Below are 16,220 nucleotides of genomic sequence, written 5' to 3' on the forward strand. Positions count from 1 at the left end.
GCCACGGGCGACTGCGGTGCGCCCACCGTGGCACGCGCTCCGGACCGTACGCGCCCACGCCCCGCATTCCGTGCCCTGCGCGCCGCGATCCGCGGGCAGCCGCCCTCCGCAATCCGCGGGCAGTCGTGCCTCCCCCAGTGCCTCAAGGGCCTGGGAGGTACCCCCAGGGCGGCACGGGTGGGCGGTGGGGGTACCTCCCGCTCGAGCGAAGCCGAGAGTGGGGGAGGCACCCCGCAAGCGCCGGGCCGCGCGAACACCCCCGGGCCACAGCAACGCGGGGCACCCCGTAAAGCGCGCCGGGCCGTGCGACCCCCGGCCCGCACCCCACACGACACCGGACCGCACAGCCCCGTACGGCGCCCCCTACTCCTCCCGTTCCCCCGGAACGACATCCGGCGGCGGCGGAGCCGTCGGCCTCAGCTTCAGCCAGAGGAGGAACAGCAGGCCCAGGATCAGCATCCCCAGCCCCGTCCAGAGGTTGATGTTGACCCCCTCGGCCTTGTCGATGTCCGCATCGGACGCGGTGAACCCCGCGATCGTGACGATCACGCCGTACACGACGAACAGCCCACCGATGATCCGCCGGATGTCGAACAACCGCGCGGCCGTCGCGGACCTGGTCTCCAGCTCGGAGACCTCCTGCTGGAGCTCACGCTCGGAAAAGTGCTCGGACATGGTCTCTCCATCCTCCCGCGATCAGAACGAGAACGGGATGTAGCAGGCGGCGGCCAGAATCACCGCTCCCCAGCCCAGCAGCGCCGGCTTCCGGTACCACGCGTCGTCGCCCTCCGCGGGCGGCTCCGCCATGCCGGGGGAGCGTGTGCCGTAGACCAGGCCCTGGAGTTCCTCCGTCGGCTTGGGCGCGGTGAAGAGCGACACGGCGACCATGACCACCGCGCCCGCGACGAAGCCGGCGATCGCGGAGACGAAGTTGGCACCCTGGTCGGAGGGGATGTCGATGATGCCCTGCTTGTAGATGACGAAGTAGTTGACCATCGCGGCGGTGGTGCCGGCGATCAGGCCCCAGAAGCCGGACTTCATGGACGCCCGCTTCCAGAACATGCCGATGATGAAGACCACGAACATCGGCACGTTGAAGAAGGAGAACAGCGTCTGGAGGTAGCTCATGATGTTGGAGAAGGAGCTGGCCAGGAACGCCGTGCCGATGGAGGCGAGGACGCCGATTGCGGTGATCAGGCGGCCGAAGCGGACGTAGTACCCGTCCTCGCGGTGCTTCACCACGTACTTCGCCCAGATGTCGGTGGTGAAGACGGTGTTGAAGGAGGAGACGTTGGCCGCCATGCCGGCCATGAACGCCGCCAGCAGGCCGGTGACGGCGATGCCCAGGACGCCGTTGGGCAGGAGCTGCTGCATCAGGTACGGGATCGCGTCGTTGTACTGCAGGTCCGAGTCGCCCGTGCCGATCGCGGGGACCATCACGGCGGCGACCAGGCCCGGGATCATCACCAGGAACACGATGAAGATCTTCGGGAACGCGGCGATGAGCGGGGTGCGCTGGGCCGCCGAGAGGTTCTTGGCGGACAGGGCGCGCTGCACCTCGGCGAAGTTCGTCGTCCAGTAGCCGAAGGAGAGGACGAAGCCGAGGCCGAGGACGATGGTCAGCCAGTTGGCGCCGAGCGGGTTGTCGCTGCCGATGCCGGTGCCGCCCCAGGCGGTCATGAAGTCGTCGCCGCGTGACTTGGTCAGGGAGTCGGACAGCCCGTCCCAGCCGCCGACGCTCTTCAGGCCGAGCACGGTGATGGGGATGAGCGCGGCGAGGATGACGAAGAACTGCAGGACCTCGTTGTAGATCGCCGAGGACAGGCCGCCGAGGGTGATGTAGGCCAGGACGAAGAAGCCGGCGACGACGATGGCCACCCACTGCGGCCAGCCGAGGAGGGCCTCGACGACGATCGCGAGGGCGTAGAGGTTCACTCCGGCGATGAGGATGGCGGCCGCCGCGAAGAGGATCGCGCTGAGCAGGTGGGCCGCCTTGTCGAAGCGCAGCAGCAGGAACTCGGGGACCGAGCGGACCTTGCTGCCGTAGTAGAACGGCATCATCACCAGGCCCAGGAAGACCATCGCGGGGATGGCGCCGATCCAGTACCAGTGGGTCGTGTAGACGCCGTACTGGGCGCTGTTGGCCGCCATGCCGAGGATCTCGGTGGCGCCGAGGTTGGCCGCGATGAAGGCGAGACCGGTGACCCAGGCGGGCAGGGAGCGGCCGGAGAGGAAGAAGTCGAGGCTGGTCTTGACCGAGCGGCGGGCGGCGAGGCCGATGCCCAGCACGACGACGAAGTAGATCCCGAGGATCGTGTAGTCCAGCCAGTTGGTGGGGAGTCGAAGCTCTGCGGCTAGGTATGTGGGGGTTTGCATACACACTCGCTTCGGTCGCGAACTGATCCGGTGCGGAACCCATGCCTCCGTGTTCAGCGAATGAACACTTCCCGTGGCGTTCTTTGTTTGGTTGTGATGAGTGGGGTTCGCTGGTGGGTTGTGATGTGTTATGTTCGATTGTGTTGAGTGATTGGCGGGTGCAGAGGAGTACGGCAGTGAAGAAGACCTCGACCCGGCTGGCCGACGGCCGCGAGCTCGTCTACTACGACCTGGCCGACGACACCGTCCGCGATGCCGTCGACCGCCGTCCGCTGGACGCCACCGTCACCACGTCCGAGATCCGCCACGACCCGCTGCTGGGCGACTCCGTCGCCGTCGCCTCGCACCGCCAGGGGCGTACGTACCACCCGCCGGCCGACGAGTGCCCGCTGTGCCCCTCCGAGGGCGACCGGCTGAGCGAGATCCCGGACTCGTCGTACGACGTGGTCGTCTTCGAGAACCGTTTCCCCTCGCTGGCCGGGGACTCGGGCCGGTGCGAGGTCGTCTGCTTCACCTCCGACCACCACTCGTCCTTCGCCGGCCTGAGCGAGCGGCAGGCGCGCCTGGTGCTCGACGCCTGGACCGACCGGACCTCCGAGCTGTCGCATCTGCCCTCCGTCGAACAGGTCTTCTGCTTCGAGAACCGGGGGGCCGAGATCGGTGTCACCCTCCAGCACCCGCACGGGCAGATCTACGCCTACCCCTTCACCACCCCCCGCACCGCCCTGATGCTGCGCCAAGTGGCCGCACACAAGGAGGCGACGGGCGGCGAGAACCTGTTCGACGCCGTGCTGGAGCGGGAACGGGCCGACGAGCGGATCGTCCTTGAGGGTGAACACTGGGTGGCCTTCGTGCCGTACGCGGCGCACTGGCCCTACGAGGTCCACCTCTACCCCAAGCGCCGGGTGCCCGACCTGCTCGCACTGGACGAGGCGGCGCGCACAGAGTTCCCCCAGGTGTATCTGGAACTCTTGAAGCGCTTCGACCGGATCTTCGGGGAGGGTGAGCCTCCGACGCCGTACATCGCGGCCTGGCACCAGGCCCCGTTCGGGCAGTTGGAGGACTTCGAGGGCGTCACGCGTGACGACTTCGCGCTCCACCTCGAGCTTTTCACCATCCGCCGTACGTCCGGCAAGCTGAAGTTCCTCGCGGGTTCCGAGTCCGGCATGAACGTGTTCATCAACGACGTGCCGCCGGAGCGCGCGGCCGAGCGACTGCGAGAGGTAGCGAGTTCATGAGCGGGAAGTACCTGGTGACGGGCGGGGCCGGTTACGTCGGCGGTGTCGTCGCCCAGCATCTGCTGGAGGCCAGCCACGAGGTCGTCGTCCTCGACAACCTCTCCACCGGGTTCCGGGAAGGTGTTCCCGCGGGCGCTTCGTTCGTCGAGGGCGACATCCGCGACGCCGCGAAGTGGCTGGACGCGTCGTTCGACGGCGTGCTGCACTTCGCCGCCTCCTCCCAGGTCGGCGAGTCGGTGGTGAAGCCCGAGAAGTACTGGGACAACAACGTCGGCGGCACCATGGCGCTGCTCGGCGCGATGCGCGAGGCGGGAGTGCGCCGGCTCGTGTTCTCCTCCACGGCCGCGACGTACGGCGAGCCCGAGCAGGTCCCGATCGTCGAGACCGCGCCGACCCGCCCCACCAACCCGTACGGCGCCTCCAAGCTCGCCGTCGACCACATGATCACCGGCGAGGCGGCCGCCCACGGGCTGGGCGCGGTCTCCCTGCGCTACTTCAACGTGGCCGGCGCCTACGGGCGGTACGGCGAGCGGCACGACCCCGAGTCGCACCTCATCCCGCTCGTGCTCCAGGTGGCCCAGGGGCGGCGCGACGCGATCTCCGTCTACGGCGACGACTACCCGACGCCCGACGGCACCTGCGTACGCGACTACATCCACGTCGCCGACCTGGCCGAGGCCCACCTGCTCGCGCTGAAGGCCGCCGCGCCCGGCGAGCACCTGATCTGCAACCTCGGCAACGGCAACGGCTTCTCCGTCCGCGAGGTCGTCGAGACGGTCCGTCAGGTCACCGGCCATCCGATCCCCGAGGTCGTGGCACCCCGCCGGGGCGGCGACCCGGCGGTCCTGGTGGCGTCGGCCGCCACCGCCCGCGAGAAGCTGGGCTGGAACCCGTCGCGCGCCGACCTCGCGGGGATCGTCGCGGACGCGTGGGAGTTCGCGCAGCAGCGCGCCGAGCAGGCCAAGTAGGCCGAGAAGAACGTCACGAAGGGTCAGGGGTCAGGGCATGAGCGAGTCCAGCGAGGCCGTCGCGGGGTCCGTCGCCGAGCGGTTCGAGGAGCTGTACGGGGCCGCGCCGGACGGGGTGTGGGCGGCACCGGGCCGGGTCAACCTCATCGGCGAGCACACCGACTACAACGACGGCTTCGTCATGCCGTTCGCCCTGCCGCACACCGCGGTCGCGGCGGTGTCCCGGCGCGACGACGGCGTACTGCGGCTGCACTCCGCCGACGTGGACGGGCCGGTGGTGGAGCTGACGGTGGACGGCCTCGTCCCCGAGTCCGACAAGCGGTGGACCGCCTACCCGGCGGGCGTGGTGTGGGCGCTGCGCGAGGCCGGACACACCGTCACCGGCGCCGACGTCCACCTCGCCTCCAGCGTCCCGGCGGGGGCGGGCCTGTCGTCCTCGGCGGCCCTGGAGGTCGTGGTCGCGCTCGCGCTGAACGACCTGTTCGGCCTCGGCCTGCGCGGCTGGCAGCTGGCACGGCTGTGCCAGCGCGCCGAGAACGTCTACGTCGGCGCCCCCGTCGGCATCATGGACCAGACGGCCTCCGCCTGCTGCGAGACCGGCCACGCCCTGTTCCTCGACACCCGCGACCTCTCCCAGCGCCAGATCCCCTTCGACCTGGCCGCCGAGGGCATGCGCCTGCTCGTCGTCGACACCCAGGTCAAGCACAGCCACAGCGAGGGCGAGTACGGCAAGCGCCGCGCCGGCTGCGAGAAGGGCGCGGCCCTGCTGGGCGTCGACGCGCTGCGGGACGTTCCGTACGGAGAACTGGACGCGGCGCTGGAGCGGCTCGGCGACGAGGAGGAGGTCCGCCGGCTGGTCCGCCACGTGGTGACGGAGGACGAGCGGGTCGAACGGGTCGTCTCCCTGCTGGAGTCGGGCGAGACCCGGGCCATCGGCCCCGTCCTGGTCGAGGGTCACGCCTCCCTGCGCGACGACTTCCGCGTCTCCTGCCCCGAACTCGACCTGGTGGTGGAGACCGCCGTCACCTCCGGCGCCCTCGGCGCCCGCATGACCGGCGGCGGCTTCGGCGGCTCGGCCATCGTCCTGGCGGAGGAGGCCGACGTCCCGACGATCACCAAGGCGGTGGAGGAGGCCTTCGCGGCGGCCGGCTTCACGGCCCCCCGCGTCTTCGAGGCGGTCCCGGCGGCGGGGGCGCGGCGGGTGCGCTGAGTCCCGGCCCGGCGGTCTCAGCCCAGCCGCTTGGTCAGGGTGTACTCCGTGATCCCCGGCGGGTAGTCGGGGATCACGCACACCACCTCGTAGCCGTGCTTCCGGTAGAAGGCCGGGGCCTGGAAGTCCCAGGTCTCCACGCGGGAGGCCGTGCAGGCGCGTCGGGCGGCGAGGTGTTCCGCCTCCGTCAGCAGGCGGGAGCCCAGGCCCGCTTTCCGGTGGCGGGCGTCGACCCAGAGATAGGTCACGTGCAGCCAGGTGGTCCAGGTGTGGCCGACCAGGCCGCCCGCGAGATCACCGCTCGCGTCCAATGCCCACACGTGCAAAGGCGTTTCACGTTCGCCCGGGGTTCCGCGCAGGGCGCGCAGGACCGGGGAGGCCGCGGTGTTCGTGTCCTTCAGCCGCCGGTGGAGCAGATCACGTCGGGCCTTGTCGACTTCTGTCTCAAGACGAAACATGCGGCTCACCATAAACGCGTAAGGCCGCCAGTTCTGCAAATAACCTTCCGCTCCCGGCCCTCGCCCGTACCCTGATGAACAGCGCCGGTGGGGGCCGGCGCCGTTCAGGGGGCGAGACGGTCGGGTACGGCGTCCGGGGTGGGGTGGCGGTTGTCGCACGGCGGCGGCCGTGCGGCTGCGACGGCCCGTCCCGCGTCCGGTGAGTTGAGGTGACAGGGCCTCGGCGTCGTACCCGCGCCGGTGTCGTCCTCCGACGATGGGGTAGTCCCCTGCTCTGGGAAGGGCGAGGGGAAGGGGGTTTCGTGGTTCGCATTCGAGTCCTGGTCGTCGACGACCATCGCATCTTCGCCGAGTCACTGGCCGCGGCCCTGGCCGCGGAGCCGGACGTCGACGTGTCCGCGGCGGGCAGCGGCCCGGCCGCGCTGCGCTGTCTGGAGCGGGCGGCCGCCGAGGGACGGCGGTTCGACGTGCTGCTCGTCGACGCCGACCTGGGCGGCAAGGTGCCGGGCGGCCGGCCCGCCGTGCCCGTGCAGGCCGGTGACGAGGACGGGCTCGTCGACGGGATAGCGCTGGTCACCGGGGTGCGTACGGCGCAGCCGCAGGTACGGATCGTGGTCCTCGCCGAGAAGGACGACCCGGCCCGGGCCGCGCTCGCCCTCCAGGCCGGAGCCTCCGGGTGGGTGGCCAAGGACTGCTCGCTGAACCGGCTGCTCACCGTCATCCGGGGGGTGCTGCGCGACGAGACGCATCTGCCGCCCGCGCTGCTGACCGGCGTACTGCGGGAGCTGACCGCCGCCCGGCGGCACCGCACCGAGAGCGAACGGCTCGTGGAGTCCCTGACCCCGCGCGAGCGGGAGGTGCTGCGGTGCATGGTCGCGGGGCTGGGGCGCAAGGCGGTCGCCGAGCGCCTGTTCCTGTCCCCGCACACCGTGCGGACCCATATGCAGAACGTCCTCGGGAAGCTGGGCGTGCACTCCACCCTCGCCGCGGTGGCCCTCGCCCGGCGGGCGGGTGTCGGACCCGTCGACCTAACCGGGGATGTTGTCGAACGGGGCGGTCAACTGGCGTAGCAGCCCGGCCAGTTCGCTGCGCTGGGCGCGGGTGAGCTCCCCGAGGATCGCCCGCTCCTGCGCCAGCAGCCCGGCCAGTGCCTGGTCGGCGCGGTCGCGGCCCTCGTCCGTGAGCCGGACCAGGACACCGCGCCGGTCACTGGGGTCGGGCAGCCGCTCCACCAGGCCCTTCTTGGTGAGGCGGTCGATGCGGTTGGTCATCGTGCCCGACGTGACCAGCGTCTGCGTGAGGAGCTGGCCCGGCGAGAGCTGGTACGGGGTGCCCGCGCGGCGCAGCGCGGTCAGGACGTCGAACTCCCAGGACTCCAGACCGTGCTCGGCGAAGGCGAGCCGGCGTGCCCGGTCCAGGTGCCGGGCCAGTCTGCTCACCCGGCTGAGCACCTCGAGCGGTTCCACGTCGAGGTCCGGGCGCTCCCGGCGCCACGCTGCGACCAGCCGATCGACCTCGTCCTCCATGACGATCAGTGTAGTGGTTGTGTCGATGTGAAGTCTCTTGATGTCGAGTCTCTTGACGTCGAGACGAGTGGCGGGTGACGCTGGGTACCCGTCCACCAGCCATCGGGAGGCGCCATGTCCGCAGCGACCCCTGTCTGGGACCCCGCCCAGTACCTGCGTCACGCCGGTCACCGCACCCGGCCCTTCACCGACCTGCTCGCCCGCGTCCCGGAGCCTCCGGGGGAACCGCCCCGCATCGCCGACCTCGGCTGCGGCGCCGGAAACGTCACGGCGCTCCTCGCCGACCGCTGGCCCGCCGCCCGCATCACCGGCTACGACAACTCGCCCGAGATGCTCGACAGGGCCCGCGCCGACCACGAGGGCGACGGGCTCGACTTCGCCCACGCCGACGTCCGTACCTGGGTGCCGGACGGGCCGTACGACCTGATCGTCAGCAACGCCACGCTGCAATGGGTTCCCGGGCACGCGGAACGGTTCCGCGACTGGATCGAAGGGCTCGCCCCCGGCGGCACCCTCGCCTTCCAGGTGCCCGGCAACTTCGACGCCCCCAGCCACACCCTGCTGCGCGACATCGCCGCCTCCCCGCGCTGGCGGGGCCGTCTGGCCGGCGTCCTGCGCCACGACGACGCCGTACTCCGGCCCGAGGCCTACCTGGAGCGCCTGACCGCCCTCGGCTGCACGACCGACGCCTGGGAGACGACGTACGCGCATCTGCTGCAGGGGGAGGACCCCGTCCTCGACTGGGTCAAGGGCACGGGCCTGCGACCCGTCCTGACGGCTCTGGCGGACGAGCCCGAGGCGCGGGAAGCCTTCGTCGCCGAGTACCGCACCGCCCTGCGGACCGCCTACCCGGCCGGCCCGCACGGCACCCCGTTCCCGTTCCGCCGCGTCTTCGCGGTCGCCGTCAAGGAGGCGTGATGCTCACCGCCGTCGACCATGTGCAGCTCGCCGCCCCGCCCGGCTCCGAGGAGCGGCTGCGCGCGTACTACGCCGATGTCCTCGGCATGACCGAGACGCCGAAGCCACCGGCCCTGGCCGCGCGCGGCGGCTGCTGGTTCGAGGCCGGAGACGTACGCCTCCACCTGGGCGTCGAGGACGGCTTCCGGCCCGCGAGGAAGGCCCACCCCGGCCTGAGGGTGACCGGCATCGACGCGTACGCCGCCCGACTGGCCGCCCACGGCGCCCCGGTCACCTGGGACGACGACCTGCCGGGCCACCGACGCTTCTACTCCGAGGACCCGGTGGGCAACCGCCTGGAGTTCCTGGAGCCCCGCTAGGACTTGCGGTGGCCTATCAGCCGGGGCTTCGGCTCCAGGCCGTCCAGGCCGTGCCACGCCAGGTTGACCAGGTGGGCCGCCACCTCCGCCTTCTTCGGCTTGCGGACGTCCAGCCACCACTGGCCCGTCAGCGCCACCATCCCGACCAGGGCCTGCGCGTACAGCGGGGCCAGCTTGGGATCGAAGCCGCGGCTCTTGAACTCGCGGCCCAGGATGTCCTCCACCTGGGTGGCGATGTCCGAGATCAACGAGGCGAAGGAGCCCGTCGACTGGGGGATGGGGGAGTCGCGGACCAGGATGCGGAAGCCGTCCGTGTACTCCTCGATGTAGTCCAGGAGCGCGAACGCCGCCTGCTCGCACAGCTCGCGGGGGTGGCCGGCCGTCAGCGAGCCGGTCACCATGTCCAGCAGCCGCCGCATCTCGCGGTCCACCACCACCGCGTACAGGCCCTCCTTGCCGCCGAAGTGCTCGTACACCACCGGCTTGGAGACCCCGGCCTTCGCCGCGATCTCCTCCACCGACGTGGCCTCGAAGCCCTTCGCCGCGAACAGGGTGCGGCCGATCTCCAGCAGCTGCTGGCGGCGCTCCGCACCGGTCATCCGGGTACGGCGGGTGCGCCGCGGTTTCTCGTTGCTCGGGGTGCTGCTGGAGTCGGTCGCCACGCCGACCATCATGCCGCCTCGACGGGTTCCTTCCCGCGCCGGGCGCCGCCTTCCGAGGTGTTGCGGCGCGAATCGATACGCGAGCGTGACGGCCACCGCACGTCATGGGCCCAGCCGAGCTGCTCGAACCAGCGGATCAGACGGGCGGAGGAATCGAGCTGCCCGCGCTCCACACCGTGCCGCGCGGACGTCGGGTCGGCGTGGTGCAGGTTGTGCCAGGACTCACCGCAGGACAGGACCGCCAGCCACCACACGTTGCCCGAACGGTCCCGCGACTTGAACGGACGCTTGCCGACCGCGTGGCAGATCGAGTTGATCGACCACGTCACATGGTGCAGCAGCGCCACCCGGACGAGCGACCCCCAGAAGAAACCGGTGAACGCGCCCCACCAGGACATGGTGACCAGACCGCCGATCAGCGCGGGCAGCGCCAGCGACAGCGCCGTCCAGAAGACGAACTGCCGGGAGATCGCCCGCAGGGTCCTGTCCTTGATCAGGTCCGGCGCGTACTTGTCCTGCGGCGTCTGCTCCTCGTCGAACATCCAGCCGATGTGCGCCCACCACAGGCCCTTCATCAGCGCCGGGACCGTCTCCCCGTACCGCCACGGCGAATGCGGGTCGCCCTCGGCGTCGGAGAACTTGTGGTGCTTGCGGTGGTCGGCCACCCACCGCACCAGCGGGCCCTCCACCGCCATCGACCCGGCGATCGCCAGCGCGATCCTCAACGGCCGCTTCGCCTTGAACGAACCGTGCGTGAAGTGACGGTGGAAGCCGATGGTGATGCCGTGGCAGCCGAGGTAGTAGAAGAAGACCAGCAGACCGAGGTCCAGCCAGCTCACCCCCCACCCCCACGCCAACGGCACCGCCGCCACCAGCGCCAGGAAGGGGACGGTGATGAAGAGCAGCAGCGTGATCTGCTCGATGGAGCGCTTGCGCTCACCGCCCAGCGTGGCGGAGGGCGCGGCGCCGCCGGAATCGGGTTGTTTCGGAGCTTCGTGCAGCACGTCGGAGCCTGAGGTCATGCGTGTCCCCTGTGGGGTATGTGGACTGAGGGTGGGTGCCGGGCCGCCGGAAACGCACTGCATTCCTACGCTTCCGTAACCTACGGCAACGTAAGTATGGCAGTGCGTAGCCCGTCGGCAAGAGCCCGTCGGCCTGCGCGTCCGGGTCGACACCTATCCTTGAAGTCGGTCGGACAGCGCGGTCCGCTCTGATTTCTTCCCGGACGTCCGGCCCGCAAGCGGCGCACGCCGCGCGAGACGTTCGCCCGGGTTCCCTCCCAGACGAGCTTCAACACTGCAAGGAGCCGCACCTGTGAGCAGTGCCGACGACCAGACCACCACGACGAGCAGCGAGCTGCGTGCCGACATCCGCCGACTGGGCGATCTCCTGGGCGAGACCCTGGTGCGGCAGGAGGGCCCGGAGCTGCTCGACCTCGTCGAGAAGGTGCGCCGACTCACCCGTGAGGACGGCGAGGCCGCCGCCGAGCTGCTGCGGGGCACCGAACTGCAGACCGCGGCCAAGCTGGTCCGCGCCTTCTCCACCTACTTCCACCTCGCCAACGTCACCGAGCAGGTGCACCGCGGCCGCGAACTGCGCGCCCGCCGCGCCGCCGAGGGCGGACTGCTCTCCCGCACCGCCGACCGCCTCAAGGACGCCGACCCCGAGCACCTGCGCGAAACGGTCCGCAACCTCAACATCCGGCCCGTCTTCACCGCCCACCCCACCGAGGCCGCCCGCCGCTCGGTCCTCAACAAGCTCCGCCGGATCGCCGCCCTCCTCGACACCCCGGTCATCGCCTCCGACCGGCGCCGCCTGGACACCCGGCTCGCCGAGAACATCGACCTCGTCTGGCAGACCGACGAACTGCGCGTGGTCCGCCCCGAACCCGCCGACGAGGCCCGCAACGCCATCTACTACCTCGACGAACTGCACGCCGGCGCCGTCGGCGACGTCCTGGAGGACCTCACCGCCGAACTGGAGCGCGTCGGCGTCCACCTCCCCGACGACACCCGCCCCCTCACCTTCGGCACCTGGATCGGCGGCGACCGCGACGGCAACCCCAACGTCACCCCCCAGGTCACCTGGGACGTCCTCATCCTCCAGCACGAACACGGCATCAACGACGCCCTGGAGATGATCGACGAACTGCGCGGCCTCCTCTCCAACTCCATCCGCTACACGGGCGCCACGGAGGAACTGCTCGCCTCCCTCCAGGCCGACCTCGACGCCCTCCCCGAGATCAGCCCCCGCTACAAGCGGCTCAACGCCGAGGAGCCCTACCGGCTCAAGGCCACCTGCATCCGGCAGAAGCTGGAGAACACCAAGCTCCGCCTCGCCAAGGGCACCCCCCACGAGACCGGCCGCGACTACCTCGGCACCGGCGAACTCCTCTCCGACCTGCGCATCATCCAGGCCTCCCTGCGCGAACACCGCGGCGGCCTCTTCGCCGACGGCCGCCTCGCCCGTACGATCCGCACCCTGGCCGCCTTCGGCCTCCAGCTCGCCACCATGGACGTACGCGAACACGCCGACGCCCACCACCACGCCCTCGGCCAGCTCTTCGACCGGCTCGGCGAGGAGTCCTGGCGCTACGCCGACATGCCCCGCGAGTACCGGTCCAAGCTCCTCGCCAAGGAACTGCGCAGCAGAAGGCCGCTCGCCCCCACCCCGGCACCCGTCGACGCCGCCGGCGAGAAGACCCTCGGCGTGTTCCAGACCGTCAAGCGGGCCCTGGATGTCTTCGGACCCGAGGTCGTCGAGTCGTACATCATCTCCATGTGCCAGGGCGCCGACGACGTCTTCGCCGCCGCCGTCCTCGCCCGCGAGGCCGGACTCGTCGACCTGCACGCCGGCTGGGCGAAGATCGGCATCGTCCCGCTCCTCGAGACCACCGACGAACTCAAGGCCGCCGACACCATCCTCGAGGACATGCTCGCCGACCCCTCCTACCGGCGCCTCGTCGCCCTCAGGGGCGACGTCCAGGAGGTCATGCTCGGCTACTCCGACTCCTCCAAGTTCGGCGGCATCACCACCAGCCAGTGGGAGATCCACCGCGCCCAGCGGCGCCTGCGCGACGTCGCCCACCGCTACGGCGTACGCCTGCGCCTCTTCCACGGCCGCGGCGGCACCGTCGGCCGCGGCGGCGGCCCCACCCACGACGCCATCCTCGCCCAGCCCTGGGGCACCCTGGAAGGCGAGATCAAGGTCACCGAACAGGGCGAGGTCATCTCCGACAAGTACCTCATCCCCGCCCTCGCCCGCGAGAACCTCGAACTGTCCGTCGCCGCCACCCTCCAGGCGTCCGCCCTGCACACCGCGCCCCGCCAGTCCGTCGAGGCCCTCGCCCGCTGGGACGCCGCCATGGACGTCGTCTCCGACGCCGCCCACACGGCCTACCGGAGGCTCGTCGAGGACCCCGACCTGCCGACGTACTTCCTGGCCTCCACACCCGTCGACCAGCTCGCCGACCTGCACCTGGGCTCGCGGCCCTCCCGCCGCCCCGGCTCGGGCGTCTCCCTCGACGGACTGCGCGCCATCCCCTGGGTGTTCGGCTGGACCCAGTCCCGGCAGATCGTCCCCGGCTGGTACGGCGTCGGCTCCGGCCTCAAGGCCCTGCGCGAGGCCGGCCTCGACACCGTCCTGGACGAGATGCACCAGCAGTGGCACTTCTTCCGCAACTTCATCTCCAACGTCGAGATGACCCTCGCCAAGACCGACCTGCGCATCGCCCAGCACTACGTCGACACCCTCGTCCCCGACGAGCTCAAGCACGTCTTCGACACCATCAAGGCCGAACACGAGCTCACCGTCGCCGAGGTCCTGCGCGTCACCGGCGAACAGGAACTCCTCGACGCCGACCCCGTCCTCAAGCAGACCTTCACCATCCGCGACGCCTACCTGGACCCGATCTCCTACCTCCAGGTGGCCCTCCTCAAGCGCCAGCGCGACGCCGTCGGCGCCGACGAGGAGCCCGACCCGCTGCTCTCCCGCGCCCTGCTGCTCACCGTCAACGGTGTCGCGGCCGGCCTGCGCAACACCGGCTGACCCGCCGGAAGGAAGGGGTGCCCCCGGCCTCGTACGGCCGGGGGCACCCCTTTGTTCCGTTTGTTCTGCGCGGCTTCGTCCTGTACGGCTTCGTCCTACACGGTCAGGAAAGCCGCCGTCAGCAGCGCCGTCCCCGACAGCGCCAGCACCCACGCCGCCCGTGTCCGCAGCAGACCGCCCGCCACGACGACCGACGTCAGCAGCAGCGCACCGCCCAGCGGAACCCACGCGTGGAGGATCCCGGCGGGACCCGCATGCACGGCGTCCGTACCGCCCGGCTTCAGCACCACCGGGTACGTCCGCCCCTCCGCCACGGCCACCGAGTCCTCCAGCACGACCTCCGCACGCGGCTGCGACCCCGGCGACAACGGCGTGTACGGCCCCGTGCACGTCTCCGCGCCGCACCGCGTCACCTCCACCGTGCCGCGCTCACGCCCCTTCGTCAGCATCGCGTGCTGCGCCGTACCCCACGACGCCCACACACCCGCGATCAGGATCAGCGCGGCGACCGTACCCATCGCCGCGAACCGGCCGAACCGCAGGGCGGAGGAACCACGGGAGGAACGGGCAGCGGGAGACATGGCCGAGATCCTTGGCCATGACCTCGCGGTCGGTCAACTCGGACGGATGGCGAATTGACCTGTGCCCCGTGAAGTCAGCGTGGCGTGAGGCCCAGCAACTTGGCGATCCACTCGTCGAAGTGGGGACAGGCGGCTCGCAGAGCGGCCAGGCCCAGCTCCATGACCGCCACCGGGCCATCCTGCGTCTTCACATACCTCGGGTACAGCTTGAGGATCCGCTTGGAGGGTGCGGTCTCAGGCCTGTCGTTCACATTCTCGGGCCCTCCGGCCAGATCGGCCTGACGTCTGAGCTCATGGGCCAGGGCGGGATCATCGGCCCAGTCCCCGAGTTGCTCCGCCGCGGCGAAGACCCAGGTCTCCGTCTCGTGCAGGACGACATGGGGAAGGAAGCGGGGATGACCCATGTGCTCCGCGAGGCGCCGCTCGACATGGGTCACCTTGTCCACGGCCGAGCCCGCCGGCCGGTCCGACATTCCCGGACTGTCCTGAGGCAGGCCGTAGTAGTCGAGGAGAGTGGTGACCGCCGCCCAGTGAGTGGAGGCCAGCAGCTTGTGCAAGTCCCTCTCGATCTTTGCCCACTTGCTGACTCCGCCCTTGCCCGCGGCACCACCCGCCGGCATCCGGGTCGTCAGGATGGTCGGCACCAGGCAGATGCCGTACTCCGCCAGTTCGCGCGCGAGGAAGTCGTTGACCATGTTCTCTTCGGTCTGCCCCTCGCACAGCACCCCCACCATGATCATTCCGGGCGGCCCCGCAACGGCAGCTCCGGCGACGGCCTGCCACCCAGTACGTTCTTCTCCCACAGTTCCCCGAGGGAGTAGTCGTCCAGCCACCCCTGAAGTTCTTCGGGAGCCGGACGTCTCAGTTCCGTCGCTCCTTCCTCACGCTCCACCACCACGATGTCAGCGAGCGAGAACTGGTTCAGAAGCGTCACGGACTGCGTGGCAATCACGATCTGACTGCGCACGGCGGCCGACCGGAGCATGTCCGACAGCTGGACGATCGCGTACGGGTGCAGCCCGAGCTCCGGCTCGTCGAGTGTGAAGAGGGCCGGAGGGTCGGGCTGGAGGAGCAGGACGCACAGGCAGATGTACCGCAAGGTGCCGTCCGACAGTGCTTCCGCGGGAAACACCGCGTCGACCCCCTCCTGCATCCAGCGCAGGCGGATCCTCCCGCCCGGCTCCTCGTTCAACAGGAAGTCCCGGAAGAACGGCGCCACGGATTTGATGGCCCGCACGATGCGCCGGTAGGACTTCGGTTCGCCCTCGCGCAGCCGCAACAGGAAGGCCGCGAGGTTCGCCGCATCCGGCCGCAGCGCCTCGTTGTCCGCCGCGTACCCGAACTGCTTGACCGGCGCCTCACGGCTGGTGTCCTGGAAATGGAAGACACGGCAGCCGGCGAGGATACGCCTCACCGGGCCCGCCAGGCGGGAGAGCTGCTCCTCCTCCTTCTGCCGCAGCAGCGATTCGCGGTGTCCGCGGCCGAAGCTCTCCTCCATCGGAAGGCCGGGGCCCGGCTCGTGGAAGTGCCCCTTTTCCTCGGCGAAGACGAAGCTGTCGTTCGCCGCGGGAACGAGATGCGCCTCATAGCGGTAGGGAGGGGCGCTGACTTTCAGCCGAATGCCTTTGTCGGTGCCGCGCCCAGCGAACTGCAGGGCCTGGGCGCCGCCGTGGATACCCACCTGGAGCGCCAGGTCACCGTCCGCCATCCACCCCAGCAGTTCGAGCGCGCCGACGACGTTGCTCTTGCCCGCCCCGTTGGCGCCCACCAGCACGGTCACGCCATCGCCCAGCTCCAACGTGCTGGATCGGATGGAGGCATACCCCTCGAAGGTCACCTCTGAGAGCTTGTACGACGGCATGGCCACAACCCTAGGT

16 protein-coding genes are annotated in these 16,220 nt (G+C 70.4%); 7 read left to right on the forward strand and 9 right to left on the reverse strand.

The genetic code is table 11. The annotated features are described in order from the left end of the window. Positions 1 to 363: 363 nt before the first annotated feature. Together ACZ62B_RS20175 and ACZ62B_RS20180 are read right to left on the reverse strand one after the other, a co-directional pair. Positions 364 to 675: a hypothetical protein gene (locus tag ACZ62B_RS20175; RefSeq protein ID WP_344555077.1), complete on the reverse strand. Its 312-nt coding sequence runs from the start codon at positions 673 to 675 to the stop codon at positions 364 to 366. Between the two features lie 21 nt (positions 676 to 696). Beyond that, positions 697 to 2,376 carry a sodium:solute symporter family protein gene (locus ACZ62B_RS20180; protein WP_468719156.1) on the reverse strand — a complete coding sequence of 560 codons (1,680 nt, stop codon included), beginning with the start codon at positions 2,374 to 2,376 and terminating at the stop codon, positions 697 to 699. 176 nt (positions 2,377 to 2,552) lie between these two features. On the opposite strand from ACZ62B_RS20180, the gene galT reads away from it, so the two are divergent. The 3 genes from galT to galK are packed head-to-tail and all read left to right on the forward strand — an operon-like array spanning position 2,553 to position 5,792. After that, positions 2,553 to 3,614: a galactose-1-phosphate uridylyltransferase gene (gene galT, locus ACZ62B_RS20185; RefSeq protein ID WP_468881295.1), complete on the forward strand. Its 1,062-nt coding sequence runs from the start codon at positions 2,553 to 2,555 to the stop codon at positions 3,612 to 3,614. Continuing rightward, positions 3,611 to 4,582 (forward strand): UDP-glucose 4-epimerase GalE, encoded by a 972-nt coding sequence (gene galE / locus ACZ62B_RS20190; protein WP_469691501.1) that lies wholly within the window; start codon positions 3,611 to 3,613, stop codon positions 4,580 to 4,582. Before galT ends, galE begins: the two co-directional genes overlap by 4 nt. Positions 4,583 to 4,619: 37 nt before the next feature. Next, positions 4,620 to 5,792, forward strand: coding sequence for a galactokinase (galK, locus tag ACZ62B_RS20195; protein ID WP_344555071.1), 1,173 nt, complete (start codon positions 4,620 to 4,622; stop codon positions 5,790 to 5,792). A gap of 17 nt (positions 5,793 to 5,809) precedes the next feature. On the opposite strand, the gene ACZ62B_RS20200 is transcribed toward galK, so the two are convergent. Then, complete coding sequence (locus ACZ62B_RS20200) at positions 5,810 to 6,250, reverse strand: GNAT family N-acetyltransferase (RefSeq protein WP_344555069.1); 441 nt, start codon at positions 6,248 to 6,250, stop codon at positions 5,810 to 5,812. Positions 6,251 to 6,552: 302 nt separating this feature from the next. Between ACZ62B_RS20200 and ACZ62B_RS20205 the strand changes: the two genes are divergently transcribed. Further along, on the forward strand, positions 6,553 to 7,320 hold the full coding sequence (locus ACZ62B_RS20205; protein ID WP_468719153.1) for a LuxR C-terminal-related transcriptional regulator: 768 nt from the start codon (positions 6,553 to 6,555) through the stop codon (positions 7,318 to 7,320). On the opposite strand, the gene tamR is transcribed toward ACZ62B_RS20205, so the two are convergent. Next, a complete protein-coding gene (gene tamR / locus ACZ62B_RS20210; RefSeq protein WP_344555065.1) occupies positions 7,279 to 7,776 on the reverse strand; it encodes a MarR family transcriptional regulator TamR in 498 nt (165 codons plus the stop codon). The two genes, ACZ62B_RS20205 and tamR, sit on opposite strands and share 42 nt — an antisense overlap. Before the next feature lie 114 nt (positions 7,777 to 7,890). Here tamR and ACZ62B_RS20215 point away from each other — a divergent pair, with 114 nt between their 5' ends. Both ACZ62B_RS20215 and ACZ62B_RS20220 read left to right on the forward strand, forming a co-directional pair. Next, the gene (locus ACZ62B_RS20215) at positions 7,891 to 8,694 is read left to right on the forward strand and encodes a trans-aconitate 2-methyltransferase (RefSeq protein ID WP_344555063.1); all 804 of its coding nucleotides are present in this window, start codon (positions 7,891 to 7,893) and stop codon (positions 8,692 to 8,694) included. Beyond that, on the forward strand, positions 8,694 to 9,053 hold the full coding sequence (locus tag ACZ62B_RS20220; protein ID WP_344555061.1) for a VOC family protein: 360 nt from the start codon (positions 8,694 to 8,696) through the stop codon (positions 9,051 to 9,053). Before ACZ62B_RS20215 ends, ACZ62B_RS20220 begins: the two co-directional genes overlap by 1 nt. Here the strand turns inward: ACZ62B_RS20220 and ACZ62B_RS20225 are convergent. Together ACZ62B_RS20225 and ACZ62B_RS20230 are read right to left on the reverse strand one after the other, a co-directional pair. After that, a complete protein-coding gene (locus ACZ62B_RS20225) occupies positions 9,050 to 9,727 on the reverse strand; it encodes a TetR/AcrR family transcriptional regulator (protein WP_344555059.1) in 678 nt (225 codons plus the stop codon). The genes ACZ62B_RS20220 and ACZ62B_RS20225 overlap by 4 nt on opposite strands. Beyond that, a complete protein-coding gene (locus tag ACZ62B_RS20230; RefSeq protein WP_344555058.1) occupies positions 9,724 to 10,737 on the reverse strand; it encodes an acyl-CoA desaturase in 1,014 nt (337 codons plus the stop codon). The genes ACZ62B_RS20225 and ACZ62B_RS20230 overlap by 4 nt, the downstream gene beginning before the upstream one ends. A 292-nt stretch (positions 10,738 to 11,029) precedes the next feature. Here ACZ62B_RS20230 and ppc point away from each other — a divergent pair, with 292 nt between their 5' ends. After that, positions 11,030 to 13,762 carry a phosphoenolpyruvate carboxylase gene (gene ppc, locus ACZ62B_RS20235; RefSeq protein WP_468887598.1) on the forward strand — a complete coding sequence of 911 codons (2,733 nt, stop codon included), beginning with the start codon at positions 11,030 to 11,032 and terminating at the stop codon, positions 13,760 to 13,762. Between the two features lie 95 nt (positions 13,763 to 13,857). On the opposite strand, the gene ACZ62B_RS20240 is transcribed toward ppc, so the two are convergent. From ACZ62B_RS20240 to ACZ62B_RS20250, 3 genes are all read right to left on the reverse strand, one after another. Beyond that, positions 13,858 to 14,343 carry a hypothetical protein gene (locus ACZ62B_RS20240; RefSeq protein WP_469691505.1) on the reverse strand — a complete coding sequence of 162 codons (486 nt, stop codon included), beginning with the start codon at positions 14,341 to 14,343 and terminating at the stop codon, positions 13,858 to 13,860. A gap of 74 nt (positions 14,344 to 14,417) precedes the next feature. Continuing rightward, positions 14,418 to 15,077, reverse strand: coding sequence for a DUF4276 family protein (locus ACZ62B_RS20245; RefSeq protein ID WP_469691507.1), 660 nt, complete (start codon positions 15,075 to 15,077; stop codon positions 14,418 to 14,420). Between the two features lie 2 nt (positions 15,078 to 15,079). After that, positions 15,080 to 16,204, reverse strand: a complete 1,125-nt coding sequence (locus ACZ62B_RS20250; RefSeq protein ID WP_469691509.1) for an AAA family ATPase — start codon at positions 16,202 to 16,204, stop codon at positions 15,080 to 15,082. Positions 16,205 to 16,220 lie beyond the last annotated feature (16 nt).

The sequence above is a fragment of the Streptomyces sp. NPDC053426 genome, assembly GCF_055585405.1.

Coding starts and splice junctions, on each gene's coding strand:
- ACZ62B_RS20175 (WP_344555077.1), bottom strand. CDS start 675: ATGTCCGAGCACTTTTCCGAGCGTGAGCTCCAGCAGGAGGTCTCCGAG.
- ACZ62B_RS20180 (WP_468719156.1), bottom strand. CDS start 2,376: ATGCAAACCCCCACATACCTAGCCGCAGAGCTTCGACTCCCCACCAAC.
- galE (WP_469691501.1), top strand. CDS start 3,611: ATGAGCGGGAAGTACCTGGTGACGGGCGGGGCCGGTTACGTCGGCGGT.
- galK (WP_344555071.1), top strand. CDS start 4,620: ATGAGCGAGTCCAGCGAGGCCGTCGCGGGGTCCGTCGCCGAGCGGTTC.
- ACZ62B_RS20200 (WP_344555069.1), bottom strand. CDS start 6,250: ATGTTTCGTCTTGAGACAGAAGTCGACAAGGCCCGACGTGATCTGCTC.
- tamR (WP_344555065.1), bottom strand. CDS start 7,776: ATGGAGGACGAGGTCGATCGGCTGGTCGCAGCGTGGCGCCGGGAGCGC.
- ACZ62B_RS20215 (WP_344555063.1), top strand. CDS start 7,891: ATGTCCGCAGCGACCCCTGTCTGGGACCCCGCCCAGTACCTGCGTCAC.
- ACZ62B_RS20220 (WP_344555061.1), top strand. CDS start 8,694: ATGCTCACCGCCGTCGACCATGTGCAGCTCGCCGCCCCGCCCGGCTCC.
- ACZ62B_RS20225 (WP_344555059.1), bottom strand. CDS start 9,727: ATGATGGTCGGCGTGGCGACCGACTCCAGCAGCACCCCGAGCAACGAG.
- ACZ62B_RS20230 (WP_344555058.1), bottom strand. CDS start 10,737: ATGACCTCAGGCTCCGACGTGCTGCACGAAGCTCCGAAACAACCCGAT.
- ACZ62B_RS20240 (WP_469691505.1), bottom strand. CDS start 14,343: ATGTCTCCCGCTGCCCGTTCCTCCCGTGGTTCCTCCGCCCTGCGGTTC.
- ACZ62B_RS20245 (WP_469691507.1), bottom strand. CDS start 15,077: ATGGTGGGGGTGCTGTGCGAGGGGCAGACCGAAGAGAACATGGTCAAC.
- ACZ62B_RS20250 (WP_469691509.1), bottom strand. CDS start 16,204: ATGCCGTCGTACAAGCTCTCAGAGGTGACCTTCGAGGGGTATGCCTCC.